Source organism: Methylorubrum populi, assembly GCA_036946625.1.
Classification (GTDB): domain Bacteria; phylum Pseudomonadota; class Alphaproteobacteria; order Rhizobiales; family Beijerinckiaceae; genus Methylobacterium; species Methylobacterium populi_C.
The window spans coordinates 1,792,992-1,809,844 of record JAQIIU010000003.1 but is presented as its reverse complement, the minus strand read 5'-3'; the positions used below and the strand labels follow the sequence as shown (position 1 = coordinate 1,809,844).

17 protein-coding genes are annotated in these 16,853 nt (G+C 69.9%); 7 read left to right on the top strand and 10 right to left on the bottom strand.

The genetic code is table 11. The features are described from left to right. Positions 1–99: 99 nt before the first annotated feature. Positions 100–663 (bottom strand): L,D-transpeptidase, encoded by a 564-nt coding sequence (locus PGN25_19945; GenBank protein ID MEH3119787.1) that lies wholly within the window; start codon positions 661–663, stop codon positions 100–102. 686 nt (positions 664–1,349) lie between these two features. On the opposite strand from PGN25_19945, the gene PGN25_19940 reads away from it, so the two are divergent. The 4 genes from PGN25_19940 to PGN25_19925 all read left to right on the top strand — a co-directional run bounded on the left by PGN25_19940 (position 1,350) and on the right by PGN25_19925 (position 7,201). Continuing rightward, on the top strand, positions 1,350–1,790 hold the full coding sequence (locus PGN25_19940) for a hypothetical protein (protein ID MEH3119786.1): 441 nt from the start codon (positions 1,350–1,352) through the stop codon (positions 1,788–1,790). 360 nt (positions 1,791–2,150) lie between these two features. Next, positions 2,151–3,491, top strand: a complete 1,341-nt coding sequence (locus PGN25_19935; GenBank protein MEH3119785.1) for an efflux RND transporter periplasmic adaptor subunit — start codon at positions 2,151–2,153, stop codon at positions 3,489–3,491. 76 nt (positions 3,492–3,567) lie between these two features. Then, complete coding sequence (locus PGN25_19930; protein MEH3119784.1) at positions 3,568–6,732, top strand: multidrug efflux RND transporter permease subunit; 3,165 nt, start codon at positions 3,568–3,570, stop codon at positions 6,730–6,732. A 145-nt stretch (positions 6,733–6,877) separates the two neighbouring features. Beyond that, positions 6,878–7,201, top strand: coding sequence for a GIY-YIG nuclease family protein (locus PGN25_19925; protein ID MEH3119783.1), 324 nt, complete (start codon positions 6,878–6,880; stop codon positions 7,199–7,201). A 63-nt stretch (positions 7,202–7,264) separates the two neighbouring features. On the opposite strand, the gene PGN25_19920 is transcribed toward PGN25_19925, so the two are convergent. The 4 genes from PGN25_19920 to PGN25_19905 all read right to left on the bottom strand — a co-directional run bounded on the left by PGN25_19920 (position 7,265) and on the right by PGN25_19905 (position 9,873). Beyond that, positions 7,265–7,570, bottom strand: coding sequence for a hypothetical protein (locus tag PGN25_19920; GenBank protein ID MEH3119782.1), 306 nt, complete (start codon positions 7,568–7,570; stop codon positions 7,265–7,267). After that, on the bottom strand, positions 7,567–9,048 hold the full coding sequence (gene gatA, locus PGN25_19915) for an Asp-tRNA(Asn)/Glu-tRNA(Gln) amidotransferase subunit GatA (protein MEH3119781.1): 1,482 nt from the start codon (positions 9,046–9,048) through the stop codon (positions 7,567–7,569). The genes PGN25_19920 and gatA overlap by 4 nt, the downstream gene beginning before the upstream one ends. Before the next feature lie 97 nt (positions 9,049–9,145). Continuing rightward, positions 9,146–9,433 (bottom strand): Asp-tRNA(Asn)/Glu-tRNA(Gln) amidotransferase subunit GatC, encoded by a 288-nt coding sequence (gatC, locus tag PGN25_19910; GenBank protein MEH3119780.1) that lies wholly within the window; start codon positions 9,431–9,433, stop codon positions 9,146–9,148. Between the two features lie 263 nt (positions 9,434–9,696). Beyond that, on the bottom strand, positions 9,697–9,873 hold the full coding sequence (locus PGN25_19905) for a hypothetical protein (GenBank protein MEH3119779.1): 177 nt from the start codon (positions 9,871–9,873) through the stop codon (positions 9,697–9,699). 157 nt (positions 9,874–10,030) lie between these two features. Here PGN25_19905 and PGN25_19900 point away from each other — a divergent pair, with 157 nt between their 5' ends. Beyond that, positions 10,031–10,609, top strand: coding sequence for an SMI1/KNR4 family protein (locus tag PGN25_19900; protein ID MEH3119778.1), 579 nt, complete (start codon positions 10,031–10,033; stop codon positions 10,607–10,609). Then, positions 10,606–11,100 carry a Holliday junction resolvase RuvX gene (ruvX, locus tag PGN25_19895; protein ID MEH3119777.1) on the top strand — a complete coding sequence of 165 codons (495 nt, stop codon included), beginning with the start codon at positions 10,606–10,608 and terminating at the stop codon, positions 11,098–11,100. The genes PGN25_19900 and ruvX overlap by 4 nt, the downstream gene beginning before the upstream one ends. A 94-nt stretch (positions 11,101–11,194) precedes the next feature. On the opposite strand, the gene PGN25_19890 is transcribed toward ruvX, so the two are convergent. From PGN25_19890 to PGN25_19870, 5 genes are all read right to left on the bottom strand, one after another. Continuing rightward, positions 11,195–11,875: a DJ-1/PfpI family protein gene (locus PGN25_19890; protein MEH3119776.1), complete on the bottom strand. Its 681-nt coding sequence runs from the start codon at positions 11,873–11,875 to the stop codon at positions 11,195–11,197. A 261-nt stretch (positions 11,876–12,136) separates the two neighbouring features. Continuing rightward, positions 12,137–13,327 carry a DNA-processing protein DprA gene (gene dprA / locus PGN25_19885; protein MEH3119775.1) on the bottom strand — a complete coding sequence of 397 codons (1,191 nt, stop codon included), beginning with the start codon at positions 13,325–13,327 and terminating at the stop codon, positions 12,137–12,139. A gap of 32 nt (positions 13,328–13,359) precedes the next feature. Next, a complete protein-coding gene (gene plsY, locus PGN25_19880) occupies positions 13,360–13,968 on the bottom strand; it encodes a glycerol-3-phosphate 1-O-acyltransferase PlsY (GenBank protein ID MEH3119774.1) in 609 nt (202 codons plus the stop codon). Beyond that, complete coding sequence (locus PGN25_19875) at positions 13,965–15,269, bottom strand: dihydroorotase (protein MEH3119773.1); 1,305 nt, start codon at positions 15,267–15,269, stop codon at positions 13,965–13,967. The genes plsY and PGN25_19875 overlap by 4 nt, the downstream gene beginning before the upstream one ends. Positions 15,270–15,276: 7 nt before the next feature. Beyond that, on the bottom strand, positions 15,277–16,224 hold the full coding sequence (locus tag PGN25_19870) for an aspartate carbamoyltransferase catalytic subunit (GenBank protein MEH3119772.1): 948 nt from the start codon (positions 16,222–16,224) through the stop codon (positions 15,277–15,279). A 278-nt stretch (positions 16,225–16,502) separates the two neighbouring features. On the opposite strand from PGN25_19870, the gene PGN25_19865 reads away from it, so the two are divergent. Beyond that, positions 16,503–16,763, top strand: coding sequence for a hypothetical protein (locus PGN25_19865; protein MEH3119771.1), 261 nt, complete (start codon positions 16,503–16,505; stop codon positions 16,761–16,763). The last annotated feature ends 90 nt before the right edge of the window (positions 16,764–16,853 follow it).

Sequence of the window (16,853 nt, the reverse complement as noted above, 5' to 3'; positions counted from 1 at the left end):
TCCTGAAACGTTCGCAAATTTTCCAGCCGACAAACTTGTTATTCTCTGGCCGACAGCGAACTATAATCTACCGACAAACAAGATGATTCGGCACACACATCAATCCTTCACGATCACCTTGGTGCCGACCCGCACCCGGTCGTAGAGATCCACCACGTCCTTGTTGGTCATGCGGATGCAGCCGGAGGAGACCGCTGCGCCCATCGTCTCGGGCTCGTTGGAGCCGTGGATGCGGTAGAGCGAGGAACCGAGATACATCGCGCGCGCGCCCAGCGGGTTGTCCTGGCCGCCGGCCATGTAGCGCGGCAGGTCCGGGCGGCGGGCGAGCATCTGCGACGGCGGGCGCCAGGCCGGCCATTCCTTCTTGGCGGTGACCGTCTTCGTGCCCGACCACGAGAAGCCGCGGCGGCCGACGCCGACGCCGTAGCGGATCGCCTCGCCGCCGCCGAGTACGTAGTAGAGCCGGCGCCGGCTCGTGGAGATCACGATCGTGCCGGGCTTCTCCTTGCCGGCATAGGCCACCGTCTCGCGCGGGATGGCCTGCATCTTGAAGACGTTGATGAAATCGGCCAGCGGCCCGCTGTCGAGCGGGTTGGCCCGGGCCGGTGCGAGCGCGGCGGCCAGTGCCCCGCCCAGGGCGATCGTCGCGGTCAGGCGGGACAGCGCGGAACGGTTCGGCAACACGTGGATCCTCCTCGAAGGGCCGGCCCGCGAGCATGGCTCGGCCGGACCGATCCCATGCGTTAGGCCGGCCTCTCGCGGCGGGAGGAAGGCGGAGTCGTGGGCTTCCTGCAACGCTGAAACGGAATCGAACCGATTCGTCCGCATCGCGGTGCGGCCCGGCACATCGAGCCGCAGGCGATTCGTGCTCCGCAGGATGCGTTACCGCGGCAGGACCGTTCATGGACGGCTCTGGCGGCCCCGCCGGGCGGGAGTCAGGGCCATCGCTTGAAGCCGCTTGAGCGGCTTCGCGGCGCGAAGAGCGCCGCGCGGAGCGGGTTTTTCCAAGACATTCGTCCTGAAAAACATCGAGCGGAGCGAAAGCCTGAGAGCCTGTTTGACAGCGGTGATCCCATCTCGCCCCTCATCCTGAGGTGCCGGAGCGCAGCGGAGGCCTCGAAGGGGGCTCCAGGGATCGCGCGGGATCTGGAACACCCTTCGAGGCCGCTTCGCGGCGCCTCAGGATGAGGGTGGGGATGGGAGTTATGGCTTTCCTCTCGCCCTGCCGTTGCCTGACGAAGACACGGCGGCCGGTCAAACAGGCTCTGAGCCCGCGGAGGCGGGCGCCGGCGACTGAGGCTGGCCAAGAAAACCCTGGCTAAGAAAATCAGGGCCATCGCTTCAAGCGATTGCCGGGCGGGATGTCGCAGTCGATTGCATGGGAACGCTTCGTCCACCACAATGAACCTACCGTGACGCTCATGCCTCGCCCCGCCTCGCCGGGCCGTGCCAAGGCCGGCCTTCCGACCCGCATTCTCCTGTCCGCCGTGGTCGGGCTGCTGAGCCTGCTCGTCGTCGTCGGCCTGCCCGCCGACGGCGCGGCGGTCGGTGGGATTCCGCAAGCGCGCGGCGAGGTCACGTTCGAGCAACGCCCCGACACCGATCCGATGGCCGGCGTGCGCAGCGGACACACGATGCTCGATCTCGACGAGATGGCGAACCACGGGCGCATTGCGACCGCCGTTCCGAGGATCGACCGGGCCGGGGCCTCCGCTCGGCTCCGTCCGGTCTCCGATCGTCGATCCGCCGGCACCGATCGCGCCCAGCCCGAGCGTCCGCCCCGAACCTGACCGGTGCGTCTTCCGTCCCGGTCGCATCCCGGGCGTCCTGAGGCTTCGCCCCGTCGTCGGATTGCCAAACTTCCCTCTCAGGATGTCCCTCGACCGTGGCCGGCCGCCCCGCGCGGCCGCCCTTCCGATGCTTTCCGGCATCCTCGTCCAGGGCCTTCCGAACCGCGAAGGTCGCGGGGCCCGGCGATTGCAACGGCACGCGAGGCCCCGTCCCGGCCTCGCGTCCGTGATCCGCGGCGCGCGGCGGTTCTCTTCCCGGAGGCCGCCGGCCGCGTCCAGGGCATCGGCTTCGGGAGCGGGCGACCGGCTTTCGATAAAGAACCGATGCCGCGTGCAGAGTCTCGTAGGAGCGACCCGATCGTGACGCCGTCCCCCCAGTCGTCCGGCCCTGCGCCCGGCTCCGCCGAGGCTGGCCCTCGCCGTTTCCGCTGGACCCTTCCGGCCGCGCTCCTCGCCGGTGCCGTCCTCGTCGCCGTCTCGGCCTGCAACGAGCGGAAGGCCGCCGCGCCCGTGCCGCTGCCGCCGCCGGAGGTCAGCGTCGTCAGCGTGCGCCCGCAGCCGATTCCCTACGTCCGCGACCTGCCCGGCCGTGTCGCGCCGATGCGCATCGCCGAGGTGCGCTCGCGAGTGTCGGGGCTGGTGGTCCGGCGCCTGTTCGAGCAGGGCAGCCACGTCAACGAGGGCGATGTCCTCTACAAGATCGACCCCGCGCCCTATCAGGTCGATCTCGCCAGCGCCGAGGCGACGCTGGCCAACCGTGAGGCGGCGCTGGTTCTGGCCAACCAGCAGGCCGAGCGTCTGGAGACCCTGCTCGCCCGCAACACCGCGAGCCAGGCGCAGTACGACACGGCCTTCGCCGCCAGGAAGCAGGCCGAGGCCGAGGTCGCCGGCGCCAAGGCGGCCCGCGACCGGGCCCGGCTCAACCTGTCCTGGACCGACGTGCGCGCGCCGATCTCCGGCCGCATCGGCCGGGCGCTGCTCACCGAGGGGACGCTGATCGAATCCGGCTCGACCGGCGTGCTCGCCACGATCCAGCAGCTCGACCCGATCTACGTCGACATCACCCAGTCGGTCGGCGAGCTGAACAAGCTGCGCCGCGACATCGCCTCGGGCGAACTCTCCAAGCTCGCCGCCGACACCGCCAACGTCCACCTCATCATGGACGACGGCACGCTCTACGGCTCGGCCGGGCGCCTGCTGTTCTCCGACGTCACCGCCGATCCGAGCACCGGCCAAGTGACCCTGCGCGTGCAGTTCCCCAACCCGCACAACGAGCTCTTTCCCGGCATGTATGTCCGCGCCCGGATCAAGCAGGGCATCGATTCGGACGCCATCGCCGTGCCGCAGCAGGCGATCCAGCGCACCAACGACGGCAAGCCCGAGGTCTGGGTGGTCAAGCCCGACGGCAAGGTCATGCTCCAGCCGGTCGAAGTCGGCCCGGTGGTCGGCGGCAACTGGCTGATCCGCGAGGGCCTGGAGAGCGGCGAGCGGGTCGTGGTCGAGGGTTTCCAGAAGATCACCGCGGGCATCGAGGTGAAGACCGTCCCCTGGAAGACGGAAGCGGCGGCCGAAGAGGCCAAGCCGATCGACACCGACAGCCACGACACGGACGGCAAGGAGACGGGGGGAAAGGAAACGGCGGGAAAGGGCGCGGCCGCGACTGATCCGGCCGCCCAGCCCGTCGCCCAGTTCGCCGACTGATTTTTTGGATCAATCGCGTGGTCGGCGGGTGCGCCTCGCATCGCCGGCCCGATGGCATAGGACATCGACGAGCCCCATGGCCCGCTTCTTCATCGACCGGCCGGTCTTCGCCTGGGTCGTCGCGCTGTTCATCCTTCTGTGCGGCGCGCTCTCGATCCCGATGCTGCCGATCGCGCAGTACCCGATCATCGCGCCCCCGGCGATCGCGCTCTCGACCTCCTATCCGGGTGCGTCCGTCGAGAACCTCTACACCGGCACGACGCGGCTGATCGAGGACGAACTCAACGGCGCGGCCAACATCCTGAGCTTCGAATCGGCCTCCGACTCGTTCGGCGTGATCGAGATCACCGCGAGCTTCCGGCCCGGAACCGACCCCGGCTATGCCGGCGTCGAGGTGCAGAACCGCCTCAAGCGCGTCGAGGCGCGCCTGCCGGCCGAGGTGCGCCAGCAGGGCATCCTCGTGGAGGAGGCCTCCGCCGCGACGCTGAACATCATCACGCTGGTCTCCACCGACGGGAAGACCGACGAGGTGGGCCTGGGCGACTTCCTGATCCGCAACGTCATCAACGAGATCCGCCGCATTCCCGGCGTCGGCCGCGCCACCCTCTACTCGACCGAGCGGGCGCTGCGGATCTGGATCGACCCGGACAAGCTGCGCGGCCTTTCCCTCAACGCCGCCGACGTGACCAAGGCGATCGGCCGCCAGAACGTCCAGATCGCCTCCGGCGCGGTCGGCGCGCAGCCGTCGCCCGAACGCCACGCCGTCAACTTCCCGATCATCGTCAAGGGGCAGATGACCGAGCCGGAGGCCTTCGGCGCCATCGTGTTGCGGGCCAATCCCGACGGCTCGAACGTGCGCCTGCGCGACGTCGCCCGGATCGAACTCGGCGGCGACGACTACAAGTTCACGACCCGCCTCGACGGCGGCCCGGCGGCGGGCATCTCGGTGACGCTCGCGCCCGACGGCAACGCCATCGAGACGGCCAAGGCGATCCGCGCCAAGATGGTGGAACTGTCCCGGTTCTTCCCCGACACGGTGAAGTGGGACATCCCCTACGACATCACGCCCGCCGTCGACGCCTCGATCGAGAAGGTGCTGCACACCCTGGTCGAGGCGGTGGTGCTCGTCTTCGTCGTGATGTTCCTGTTCCTGCAGAACATCCGCTACACCCTGATCCCGACCATCGTCGTGCCGATCGCCCTGTTCGGCACCTGCACGGTGATGCTGCTGGCGGGTTTCTCCGTGAACGTGCTGACCATGTTCGGCATGGTGCTCGCCATCGGCATCCTCGTCGACGACGCCATCGTCGTGGTCGAGAACGTCGAGCGCATCATGAACGAGGAGGGTCTGCCGCCGAAGGAGGCGACCCGCAAGGCCATGGGCCAGATCACCGGGGCGATCATCGGCATCACCCTGGTGCTGGTGGCCGTGTTCATCCCGATGGCGTTCTTCCCCGGCTCGGTCGGCATCATCTACCGGCAGTTCTCGATCGCGATGGTGACCTCCATCGCCTTCTCGGCCCTGCTCGCCCTGTCGCTGACCCCGGCACTCTGCGCCACGATGCTGAAACCCATCCCGCAGGGGCACGGCCACGCCAAGGGCGGCGTGTTCGGGATGTTCAACCGCTTCGTCGACCGCGAGACCGCCCGCTACGGCCGCGGCGTGGCGTGGTTCATCAGGAAGTCCGGCCGGGTGATGCTGATCTACCTCGCGCTGGTCGCGGGCGTCGCCTTCGCCTTCCTGCGCCTGCCGGAGGGCTTCCTGCCGCTGGAGGACCAGGGCTTCTTCACCGTCGACATCCAGACCCCGCCGGGCTCCTCCTTCAACCGCACGGAAGCCGCGGTGAAGAAGGTCGAGGACCATCTGCTCGCCCAGCCGGGCGTCGCCACGGTGACGGTGATCAACGGCTTCTCCTTCTCCGGCCAGGGCCAGATGACGAGCCAGGCCTTCGTGACGCTCAAGCCCTGGTCCGAGCGCGATGCGGACAATTCCGCGGCCAAGCTGGTCGAGGGCACCAACAAGGCCCTCGGGAGCTACAAGGATGCGGTGATCCAGGCGCTGGAGCCGCCGCCGATCGACAATCTCGGCAACGCCTCGGGCTTCTCGTTCCGCCTCCAGGACCGGGCGCAGAAGGGCTACTCGGCGCTCATGGCCGCCCAGGAGCAGTTGCTGTCGCTCGCCCGCAAGAGCCCGATCCTCACCAAGGTCTACGTCGAGGGCCTGCCGCCCGCACCCGAGGCCGAACTCATCATCGACCGCGAGAAGGCGGCGGCGCTGGGCGTCGATTTCGAGGACATCAACAACACGATCCAGATCAATCTCGGCTCGGTCTACGTCAACGACTTCCCGAACCGCGGAAAGATGCAGCGCGTGATCGTGCAGTCCGAGGATCTCCAGCGTCTCAACGCGGCGGACCTCCTGAACTACGCGGTCAAGAACGCGCAGGGGACGATGGTGCCGATGTCCTCCTTCGCCGACCTGAAATGGAGCGTCGGCCCGGCCCAGATCATCGGCTTCAACGGCTACCAATCGGTGCGCTTCACCGGCGATCCGGCCCCCGGCTACACCACCGGCGACACCATCAAGGAGATGGAACGGCTGATGACCTTCCTGCCGAAGGGCTTCGGCTACGCCTGGACCGGCCAGTCGCTGCAGGAGAAGGAGGCGGGCAGCCAGGCCTCGCTGCTGCTGGCGCTCTCGGTGCTGATCGTGTTCCTGTGTCTCGCCGCGCTCTACGAGAGCTGGTCGATCCCGTTCTCGGTGCTGCTGGTGATCCCGCTCGGCGTGATCGGCTCGGTGGCGGCGGTGTATCTGCGCGGCCTGCCCAACGACGTCTACTTCAAGATCGGGCTGATCACGATCATCGGCCTCTCGGCCAAGAACGCGATCCTGATCGTGGAGTTCGCCCGCGACCTGTGGAAGCCCGGCACCAACATCGTCCAGGCGACGATCCAGGCGGCGACCCTGCGCTTCCGTCCGATCGTGATGACCTCGCTCGCCTTCGTCTTCGGCGTGGTGCCGCTGGCGATCGCCACCGGCGCCGCCTCGAAGAGCCAGCAGGCGATCGGCACCGGCGTGATGGGCGGCATGATCTCGGCCACCGTGCTCGCGGTGTTCTTCGTGCCGGTGTTCTTCGTGGTGGTGATGCGCCTGTTCCGACGCAAGGACGTGGCCGCGGGGGAGAACGCGGAGGCGGTGCCCGTCGAGGACCACCATGGGCATTCGGTGCCGGCGGAGTAGCGGATGGGAGCGGCGGCGCGCGTGCTTCGAGGCGCGCGTGCCGCGCGCACCTCAGCATGAGGAGCGGGGGTGGTTTCCATCTCCGTTGAGCCGGAGCGGCGAATCTGGGAGGGTAAGAGATCTTCCTCGTTCCGCCGAGGTCGCCTTGACGGCGTTCGTCTACATGCTGCGCTGTGCCGACGGCAGTTATTATGTCGGCTCGGCCCGCGGTGAGTCCCTCGACAGGCGGCTGGCCGAGCATCAGGCCGGAACGCATATCGGCTACACCTATCACCGCCGCCCGGTGACGCTGGTCTATGCGGAGTGGTTCGATCGCATCACCGATGCGATCGCAGCCGAGCGCCGGATCAAGGGCTGGAGCCGCGCCAAAAAAGAGGCGCTGATCGCGGAGGATTGGGACAGGGTGCAGTTCCTGGCGAAGCGTCCTTCCGCAAGGACCGGCTCATCCACCCCGCCGACCTCATCCTGAGGTGCCGCGAAGCGGCCTCGAAGGGTCCTCCAGGAATCGTGCCGGAAATGGAGGTCGCGGCCCTCAGTGCTTCAGCACCCGCCGCGCCCCATACCCAACCACCGCCCACAGGAACGCCGCCACGGTCCGCACCGGAAAGAAGGTCGGCATGTCGGCCGCCACCGGGGCCGGCCAGGGCAGGCCGATCCGCGTCACGATCCAGGCGAACAGCACCGAGACCGCCAGCGCGGCGATGGCCGCGATGAACACCTTGCCGAACTGGTCGGCCTTCCAACCGAGGACGACGGCGACCGCGATCAGGACGGGATCGAACCCGGCGAGGATCCAGACCGAGACCGGGTAGACCGGGACGACGGGGGGCGCGTTCACGCCCACCACGCCTTCGGCAGGCCGATCCGCCCGGCCGCGTTCTCGATCGTCTGCGCGGCGGCGAACAGCGTCTCCTCGTCGAAGGGGCGGCCGATGAGCTGCAGGCCGAGGGGCAGACCCTGCGCGTCGAGGCCGGCCGGCACCGAGATGCCCGGCAGGCCCGCCATGTTCACCGTCACGGTGAACACGTCGTTGAGGTACATCTCGACCGGATCCGCGCTCGCCTTCTCGCCGATGCCGAAGGCGGCCGAGGGGGTCGCGGGGGTGAGGATCGCGTCGACGCCGGAGGCGTAGGCCGCCTCGAAGTCGCGCTTGATCAACGTGCGGATCTTCTGGGCCCGCACGTAGTAGGCGTCGTAGTAGCCGGCCGACAGCACGTAGGTGCCGATCATGATGCGCCGCTTCACCTCGCGGCCGAAGCCGGCGGCGCGGGTGTTCTCGTACATCCCGGCGATGTCACGCCCCGGCACCCGCAGGCCGTAGCGCACGCCGTCGTATCGGGCGAGGTTCGAGGAGGCTTCCGCCGGCGCCACGATGTAGTAGGCCGGCAGGGCGTAGGGCGTGTGCGGCAGCGAGATCTCCTGGACCGTCGCGCCGGCCTCCTTCAGCCAGTCCGCGCCCCGGTCCCACAACGCCTGGATCTCGGCGGGCATGCCCGCGACCCGGTACTCCTTCGGAATGCCGATGGTGAGACCCTTCACGCCGCGCGACACCGCGGCCTCGAAATCCGGCACCGGCAGATCGACCGAGGTGGTGTCGCGCGGGTCGTGCCCGGCCATGGAGCCGAGCAGGATCGCGCAGTCCCGCACCGTGCGGGCGATCGGGCCGGCCTGATCGAGGGAGGAGGCGTAGGCGACGATGCCCCAGCGCGAGCAGCGCCCGTAGGTCGGCTTGATGCCGACCGTGCCGGTGAAGGCCGCCGGCTGGCGGATCGAGCCGCCGGTATCGGTGGCGGTGGCGCCCAGGCACAGATGCGCGGCCACCGCCGCCGCCGAGCCGCCGGACGAGCCGCCGGGCACGAGCGGCGTATCCGAACCCTGGCGGCGCCAGGGGGAGATCGTGTTGCCGTAGGCGCTGGTCTCGTTGGACGAGCCCATGGCGAACTCGTCGAGGTTGAGCTTGCCCAGCATCACCGCGCCGTCGCGCCAGAGCTGGGCCGAGACGTTCGACTCGTAGTGCGGCTCGAAGCCTTCGAGGATCTTCGAGCCCGCGGTGGTGTGCACCCCTTGCGTGGCGAACAGGTCCTTGATGCCGAGCGGCAGGCCTTCGAGGGGCCGCGCCTCGCCCTTGGCGATCTTGGCGTCGGAGACCCCGGCCATCTTCAGGGCGCGGTCGGGCGTCGCGACGAGATAGGCGTTGAGCGCGCCCGCCCGCTCGATGGCGTCGAGATGCGCCTGCGCGATCTCCCGGGCCGAGAAGCGTTTCGAGGCCAGCCCGTCGCGAGCCTCGGCCAGGGTGAGTTCGTTGAGTGCCGTCATGCCCGTCCCAGGTATCCGCACCGAGTATCCGCACCGATCCCGCGGGCGCTTCGCGTCGCGCGGGTGGCAGAAGAGCCGCTCCGTCGCGTTCGAGAGACTACTCGACGACCTTCGGCACGAGAAAGTAGTCGTCCTCGGTCTCGGGTGCGTTGGCGACCACGTCGCGCGCCCGGCCGCCGTCGTTCACGACGTCGGCGCGCTTCTTCATCCGCATCGGGGTGACCGAGGTCATCGGCTCGACGCCGGCGACATCGACCGCGCCGAGCTGCTCCACGAAGGCGAGGATCGCGTTGAGCTCGCCCTGGAGCGGGCCGACTTCCTCGTCGCTCACCGCGATGCGGGCCAGATGCGCGATGCGCCGTACCGTCTTCTCGTCGACCGACATGCCGTCCGTGTCGTCCTGCCCGGTTCGGGCGGGAAGAGGCCCCGCCCGCAAGATCGGCCGGGCTATAGCACTCGCCTTCGCGCAGGGGCAACGCCGAGCGCGGCCTGGGACTTTCGCGAGATCCGATCGATCCCTTCGGGAATGTCTTCTCCCATCCTGAACCCTGATCCTGAGGCGCCGGAGCGAAGCGGAGGCCCCTTCGAGGCTGCTTCGCAGCACCTCAGGATGAGGGCCAGGATGGGATGCGCGCAGTCAAACGGCTCTCAGACGATGACGTGGCCTCGCGTCACCGGCATGTCCACGGTGACGCCGGGCCGGCGGTAGCGGTCGGCGTTGACGGCGCCGACGACGAGGATCTCCAGTGCGAGCGCCAGCATCAGCACGTGCCGCAGCGAGAGGCGGCTCGTTCGGCGAGCGGCGGCGCGAGGCGGCATCGACATGGGACGGCTCCGGTATCGTTAACGAAACCTTAACATCGCTCGCCGCTTCCCGCTCCCCTGCCCTGCCGGATCCGTCATGCATGGTTAATCCGCACGGTGGACAAGTCGGCGCGGCCGGGCGTAAGCCCGTCCGCCGGCAAGACAGGGAGGACAGGCCATGTGGGAGAACGTCTTCCGGGACCTGCGCCCGGGCCTCGCTTCGAGCGAGGCGGATCTCGCCCGCGCCGAGGCCGAACTGGGCTTCACCCTTCCCGGGAGCTACCGCAGCTTCGCTCGAGAGTGCGGCGCCGGGCGGATCGGCGGGCACGTCCGCATCTTCACGCCGGTTCCGGTGGCGGCGGCGGACCTGAGCGCCCGCTCCCACCTGATCGCCCACGGCGTGGCGCTCGCCCTCGACGGCCTGCGGGACGGCGATAGCGACGAGCCGCACCGCTTCACCATCGAAGGCGACGCCGATGCCGACCTGATGGGGCGGGCCTGCTTCTTCGGGCAGACCGAGCGGGGCGACTTCCTGTTCTTCGACGTCACGCCGGGTTTCCCCGAATACGACATCTGGGTGCTGTGCGCCGATCTGGAGACGGTGCATTTCGGCGGGGCGGATCTCGCCGCCTTCGTCCGCGGCCTCCAGGGGCTGGAGATCCTGCACATCCTCGGCGAGGGCGAAGGCCCGCTGCCCCCGCGCTTCGAGGGCGACGACGCGGCGGCGCTGGGGCGATGGGGAGCGACGGCTTCGTGAACCGGGAGGAGATCGCGGCCTTCGCCGAGGCCTCCCGCGGGGCGCCGCGCCTGATCGGGCTCGATCTCGGCACCAAGACCATCGGGCTCGCCCTGTCCGATGTCGGGCGGCGGATCGCCTCGCCGCTGGAGACGATCCGTCGGGTGAAGTTCACGCCCGATGCGGGGCGGCTCGTGGCGCTCTGCGCGGCGCACGGCGTCGGCGGTCTCGTGATCGGCCTGCCGCTCAACATGGACGGCTCGGAAGGCCCCCGGGCGCAGTCGAGCCGGAGCTTCGCCCGCAACCTCAGGCCGCTCCTGTCGCTGCCGGTGCTGTTCTTCGACGAGCGCCTCTCCACCGCTGCGGTCACCCGCACCCTGCTCGAAGCCGACGCCTCCCGGGCGCGCCGCGGCGAACTCGTGGACAAGCTCGCCGCCGCCTACATCCTGCAGAGCTGCCTCGACGTGATGGGCGGGATGTTTTCGGAGGCGCAGGAGGCGGACGGGTTCTAGCTCTTGGCGCCTCACCCGTCATCGCGAGGCTTCAGCCGAAGCGACGGAGGCCGGTCGAAGCCGCAAAGCCCGGCCCGATCGCGTTTGCGGGGCGTCAGCCCCGGACCCGCGCCACCCGCGCGACGATCGCCTCCCGCTCCCGGCGCGTCGCCGAGAGCCGCTCGCGCGCGGCCGCGAGGATCCCGGGCCCGGCGGTCTCGGGTCGGCCGGCGTCGAAGGGCGGAGCCGGGGCGTATTCCTGATGGAGCTGGATCGCCTGTGCCGTGGCTTCGTCGGCCAGTTCGGCGGCGAGCGTCAGGCCGAAATCGATGCCCGCGGTCACGCCGCCGCCGGTGATCAGGTTGCCGTCGCGCACCACGCGCCCTTCCGTCGGGATCGCCCCGAAGGCGGCGAGCAGGTCGTGGGCCGCCCAGTGGGTCGTGGCCCGCCTGCCCCGCAGAAGCCCGGCCGCGCCGAGCGCCAGGGCGCCGGTGCAGACGGAGGTGAGGTAGCGCGCCGTCTCCGCCTGCCGGCGCAGGAAGTCGAGGGTCTCGGCATCCTCCATGAGCGGATTGACCCCCGAACCGCCCGGCACGCAGATCACGTCGAGGACGGGGCAGTCGGCGAAGCTCACCGTCGGCGTGAGGATGAGGCCCGTGGCACTCTCGATGGGGCCGAGCGCCTTGGCGACGAGATGGACGCGGGTGCCCGGCACCATCGCCAGCACCTCGTAGGGGCCGGTCAGATCGAGCTGCTGCACCCGGGGAAAGACGAGGAAACCGATCTCGATGGGCATGGACCTGTCACCTTTTGCCAACGAAGACGTCGCGCGTTTTCGGCTGGACCGTTCAGGGCCGCCGGCATCGCGCGCGTCGGCGAAGCGATCCTGTGGCGCGACCTGTCCGGATTGCCTGCGCCGAGCCTCGCAACGACGAGGGGAAGCTCACACCGTCCTTGCGAGCCGAATGGCGAATCAATCCAGGACCGCGACGGTGCCGAAATGGTTCTGCCGCCGCCCTCGGACAGCACCCGCATCCGCGACCGGGCCCGACGGTCCTCATCCCCGTGCGGCCAGGGACACCGCGCCGCTGCCGTGCCGCTCGATTCGGCCGTCGAGTTCGAGTTCGAGCAGGGTCGTCTGCACGATCCGGACCGGCAGGCCGGTGGAGCGGGCGAGTTCGTCGGTCCCGACCGGCGTCGGGCTCAGCATCGCGATCAGCCGGGCGCGGTCGTCCGCGGGCTCGCTCGCCGGCTCGGCCGGCTCGGACCCGTCGAACGGCGGCGCGGCGGCCGGCGCCGTGCCGTCGAGGTCGATCTCGTCCCAGTAATCGAGCGTCCCCGATGCCTCCGGGCGGTCGCTCAGGCCCTCCTCGGACGGGGCGTGCCCGTCGATCAGCGGTTCGAGGACGGAAAGGACGTGCTCCACCTCCGCCACCAGCGTCGCGCCCTGGCGGATCAGGTCGTTGGTGCCCTCCGCCCGCGGATCGAGCGGCGAGCCGGGGACCGCGAAGACCTCGCGGCCCTGTTCGAGGGCGAAGCGCGCGGTGATCAGGGAGCCGGAGCGGCGCGCGGCCTCGACCACCACCGTACCGAGGCTGAGCCCCGAGATGATGCGGTTGCGCCGGGGGAAGTCGCGCCCCCGCGGCACCCAGCCCATCGGCATCTCGGCGACCACCGCTCCGCCTGCGCCGACGATCGCCTCGACGAGGGGGCCGTGGTTCTCCGGGTAGATCCGGTCCTGCCCGCCCGCGAGCACCGCCACGGTGCCGCCGGCGAGGGCGGCCTTGTGGGCCCGGGCGTCGATGCCGCGGGCGAGTCCCGAGACCACGACGAGGCCGGCCTCGCCGAAGCCGCGGGCGAGCCGTTCGGTGAAGGCGAGGCCGGCGGTCGAGGCGTTGCGCGAGCCGACCATCGCCACCGACGCCTTCAGGAGCACGGCCGGGTCGCCGCGCACGGCGATCAGCGGCGGCGCGGTCTCGGTGGCGTGGAGCGCCTTGGGGTAGGCCGCCTCCCCCATGGCGAGGAAGCGCGCGCCGAGGCGGTCGGCGGCCACCATCTCGCGCTCGACCTGCGCCTTCGATGGGGGTACGGCGTGCTTGCCGGCGCGTTTCGTCAGGGCCGGCAGGGCGTCGAGGGCGGCGGATGCGCTGCCGAAGCGGTTGATCAGGCCGCGGAAGGTGCGCGGGCCGACGCCGTCGGTGCGGATCAGGCGCAGCCAGTCGAGGCGTTGCGCGTCGGTGAGCTGCATCGGTCTCCCCCTCCTGTCGGGAGGGGCCGCCCTCAGCCCTTCTGCCCGATCCGCCCCTCGGTGCCGGCGGCGAGCCGGCGGATGTTGGGCGCGTGCTTCCACCATAGCAGCGCCGCGAGCACGAGGAAGAGCGCTGCAACCGGTCCGTGTCCGAGCGCCCACAGGACGAGGGGCGTGGCGGCGGAGGCCGCGAGCGCGGCGAGCGAGGAGTATTTCAGGGCAAAGGCCAGCCCGAGCCAGATCGCGGCGAAGACCAGGAGCGTCAGCGGGCTGAGCGCGAGGAGCACGCCGATGAAGGTGGCCACGCCCTTGCCGCCCTTGAAGCCGAGCCAGACCGGGAAGAGATGGCCGAGGAAGGCGCCGAGCCCGGCGGCGAGCGCCGGCCCCTCCCCCCATTGGCCGGCGGCGAGCACCGGCAGCGTGCCCTTGAGCGCGTCGCACAGCAGCGTGGCCGCGGCGAGACCCTTTCGGCCGGTGCGCAGCACGTTGGTGGCGCCGATATTGCCCGACCCGATCGCCCGCACGTCGCCGAGGCCGGCGACCCGCGTGAGGATCAGCCCGAAGGGAATCGCGCCGCAGGCGTAGCCGACGACGAGGGCGGCGAGGAGGATCGGCCAGCCGGCCGCGAGGAGCGTGGTCATGCGGCGAGGGTCGGGAGTTCGGAGCGGTGGACGATCCGGCCGCCGACCAGCGTCAGCACCGCCGCGCCCTGGAGCCGCGCCTCATCGAAGGGCGAGTTCTTCGAGCGCGACTTCAGGTGCCGCTTGTCGAGGAGGTAGGGCAGATCGGGGTCGATGAGCACGAGGTCGGCGGGCGCGCCCTTGTCCAGGCGCCCCGCCGCGCGGCCGAGCAGTGTCGCGGGATTGGACGAGAGCGCGCCCAGCAGCGTCTTCAGCGTCACGTCGCCGGTGTGGAGCAGGCGCAAGGAGGCGCCGAGCAGGGTCTCGATGCCGAGCGCCCCGTCCGCGGCCTCGGCGAACGGCAGGCGCTTGGTCTCCACGTCCTGCGGGTTGTGGTCGGAGACGATGACGTCGATCACGCCCTCGTTCAGCGCGGCGATCACCGCCTGCCGGTCGTCCTCGCGGCGCAAGGGCGGCGAGAGCTTGCAGAAGGTGCGGTAGTGGCCGATGTCGCCCTCGTTGAGCACGAGGTTGTTGACCGAGACGCCGCAGGTCACGGGCAGGCCCGCCGCCTTCGCCCGCCGCACGATCTCGACGGAATCGGCGGTGGAGATCATCGCCGCGTGGTAGCGCCCGCCGGTCAGGCGCACGAGGCGGATATCGCGCTCCAGCATGATCGTCTCGGCCTCGCGGGGAATGCCCATCAGCCCGAGACGGGAGGCCATCTCGCCCTCGTTCATCACCCCTTCGGCGGCGAGATCCGGCTCCTCGACATGCTGCATCAGCAACGCACCGAAATCGCGGGCGTAGGTGAGCGCCCGGCGCATCACCTGCGCGTTGGTGACGGCCTTCAATCCGTCGGTGAAGGCGACGGCGCCCGCTTCCGCCAGCAGGCCGAACTCGGTCATCTCGCGGCCCGCCAGCCCCTTGGTGATGGCGGCGGCCGGCAGGACGTTGACGCTCGCCGTGTCGCGGGCGCGGCGCAGCACGAAATCGACGATGGCCGGCCCGTCGATGACCGGGTTGGTGTCGGGCATGCAGACCAGCGTCGTCACGCCCCCGGCGGCGGCGGCGGCGCTCGCCGAGGCCAGGGTCTCCCGGTGCTCGGCGCCGGGCTCGCCGACGAAGGCGCGCAGGTCGATCAGGCCGGGGGCGAGGGTGAGGCCGCCGCAATCGATCGTTTCGCAGTTTTCGGAGGGCGCGGGTACGGCGCCCCAGGCGATGTCGGCGATGCGGCCGTCGCGCACGAGCACCGCGCCGGGGCCCTCGCGGCCGGTGGCCGGATCGAGGAGGCGGGCGTTGGAGAGGAGGAGCGCACTCAATTCGGATTCACCCGTTCGGCAGGTGGGTCGCCAGCGCTTCCAGCACGGCCATGCGCACGGCGACGCCCATCTCAACCTGCTCGCGGATCAGCGACTGCGCCCCGTCGGCGATCTCCGAGGAAATCTCGACGCCGCGGTTCATCGGGCCGGGATGCATCACCAGCGCGTCGGGCTTGGCCAGCGCCAGCTTGTCGCCGTCGAGGCCGTAATAGCGAAAATACTCCTTCACGCTCGGCACGAAGGAGCCGTTCATGCGCTCGCGCTGGAGGCGCAGCATCATCACGATGTCGCAGCCCTTCAGGCCCTCGCGCATGTCGGTGAACACCTCGACGCCGAAGCGCTCGATGCCGGTGGGCAGGAGCGTCGAGGGGCCGATCACCCGCACCCGGGCGCCGAGCGCCTGGAGCAGGATGATGTTGGAGCGCGCGACCCGCGAATGCAGGACGTCGCCGCAGATCGCGATCCTCAACCCCTCGATGCCGCCCTTGTTGCGGCGGACGGTCAGCGCGTCGAGCAATGCCTGGGTCGGATGCTCGTGGGCGCCGTCGCCCGCGTTCACCACGGCGCAATCGACCTTGCGGGCCAGCAGATGCACGGCGCCGGCGGAATGGTGGCGCACGACGATGATGTCGGGCCGCATGGCGTTGAGCGTCGCCGCGGTGTCGATCAGCGTCTCGCCCTTCTTCACCGAGGACGAGGCGACCGACATGTTCATCACGTCGGCGCCGAGGCGCTTGCCCGCCAGTTCGAACGAGGATTGCGTGCGGGTCGAGGGCTCGAAGAACAGGTTGATCTGGGTGCGGCCGCGTAAGGTGGTGCGCTTCTTCTCGACCTGCCGCGACAGGGCGACGGCGGCGTCGGCGCGCTCCAGCAGCGACTCGATGTCCGGCCGGCTCAGGCCCTCGATGCCGAGCAGGTGCCGGTGCGGGAAGGCGGGTGCGGTCTGAGCGGTCATGCGGCCATGTCGAGCGTTGGTCGAGGGCTATAGGTGCCCGGGGGCAGCCCGGCAAGGCACGGCGGGCGGCGGGGCCGCAACCCGCTTTCGTGGTGCGGGAAGGAAAGGCCTCGTCCTGTCGCGGCGAAGAGGTTTTCTTGGTCCTCGCGAGGCCGTGATCGAGAAAATTTTGAACGATCCCATCCCGTTGTCCGTTGGCAGCACATCCATCGGGCTTGAGCGTGCCGGCACGCGATCTTCCGCGACCGGCGCCTGCCCCGAACACCGAAAGGACGTTCATGAACGCGCGACTTCTCCTCACCGCCGGTGCTCTCTCGCTCGGTCTCGCCCTGTCGTCGGGTGCCTACGCCCAGGGCGTGCAGCCGGGTGGCATGGGCAGCCAAATGCAGCAGGGCGCCATGGGCGACGACATGAGCCAGGGGCAGCGGCCGATGAAGCGCAGCTCCAAGAAGATGAAAAAGCCCATGAAGAGCAAGAAGATGATGCGCTCCAAGCGCATGAACTCTGGCGGCATGGAGTCCGGCGCGGGCGGGATGTAACCCGACTGTACCGGCTCGCCGAATAGGCGTTCCTCGGCCCGTCCGGTTAGACCGGGCGGGCCTTTTTCGTCCGACGACAAGGCCTTCTCC

Coding starts and splice junctions, on each gene's coding strand:
- PGN25_19870 (MEH3119772.1), bottom strand. CDS start 16,224: ATGACCGCTCAGACCGCACCCGCCTTCCCGCACCGGCACCTGCTCGGC.
- PGN25_19890 (MEH3119776.1), bottom strand. CDS start 11,875: ATGCCCATCGAGATCGGTTTCCTCGTCTTTCCCCGGGTGCAGCAGCTC.
- gatA (MEH3119781.1), bottom strand. CDS start 9,048: ATGACGGCACTCAACGAACTCACCCTGGCCGAGGCTCGCGACGGGCTG.
- plsY (MEH3119774.1), bottom strand. CDS start 13,968: ATGACCACGCTCCTCGCGGCCGGCTGGCCGATCCTCCTCGCCGCCCTC.
- dprA (MEH3119775.1), bottom strand. CDS start 13,327: ATGCAGCTCACCGACGCGCAACGCCTCGACTGGCTGCGCCTGATCCGC.
- PGN25_19930 (MEH3119784.1), top strand. CDS start 3,568: ATGGCCCGCTTCTTCATCGACCGGCCGGTCTTCGCCTGGGTCGTCGCG.
- PGN25_19900 (MEH3119778.1), top strand. CDS start 10,031: ATGTGGGAGAACGTCTTCCGGGACCTGCGCCCGGGCCTCGCTTCGAGC.
- gatC (MEH3119780.1), bottom strand. CDS start 9,433: ATGTCGGTCGACGAGAAGACGGTACGGCGCATCGCGCATCTGGCCCGC.
- PGN25_19865 (MEH3119771.1), top strand. CDS start 16,503: ATGAACGCGCGACTTCTCCTCACCGCCGGTGCTCTCTCGCTCGGTCTC.
- PGN25_19905 (MEH3119779.1), bottom strand. CDS start 9,873: ATGTCGATGCCGCCTCGCGCCGCCGCTCGCCGAACGAGCCGCCTCTCG.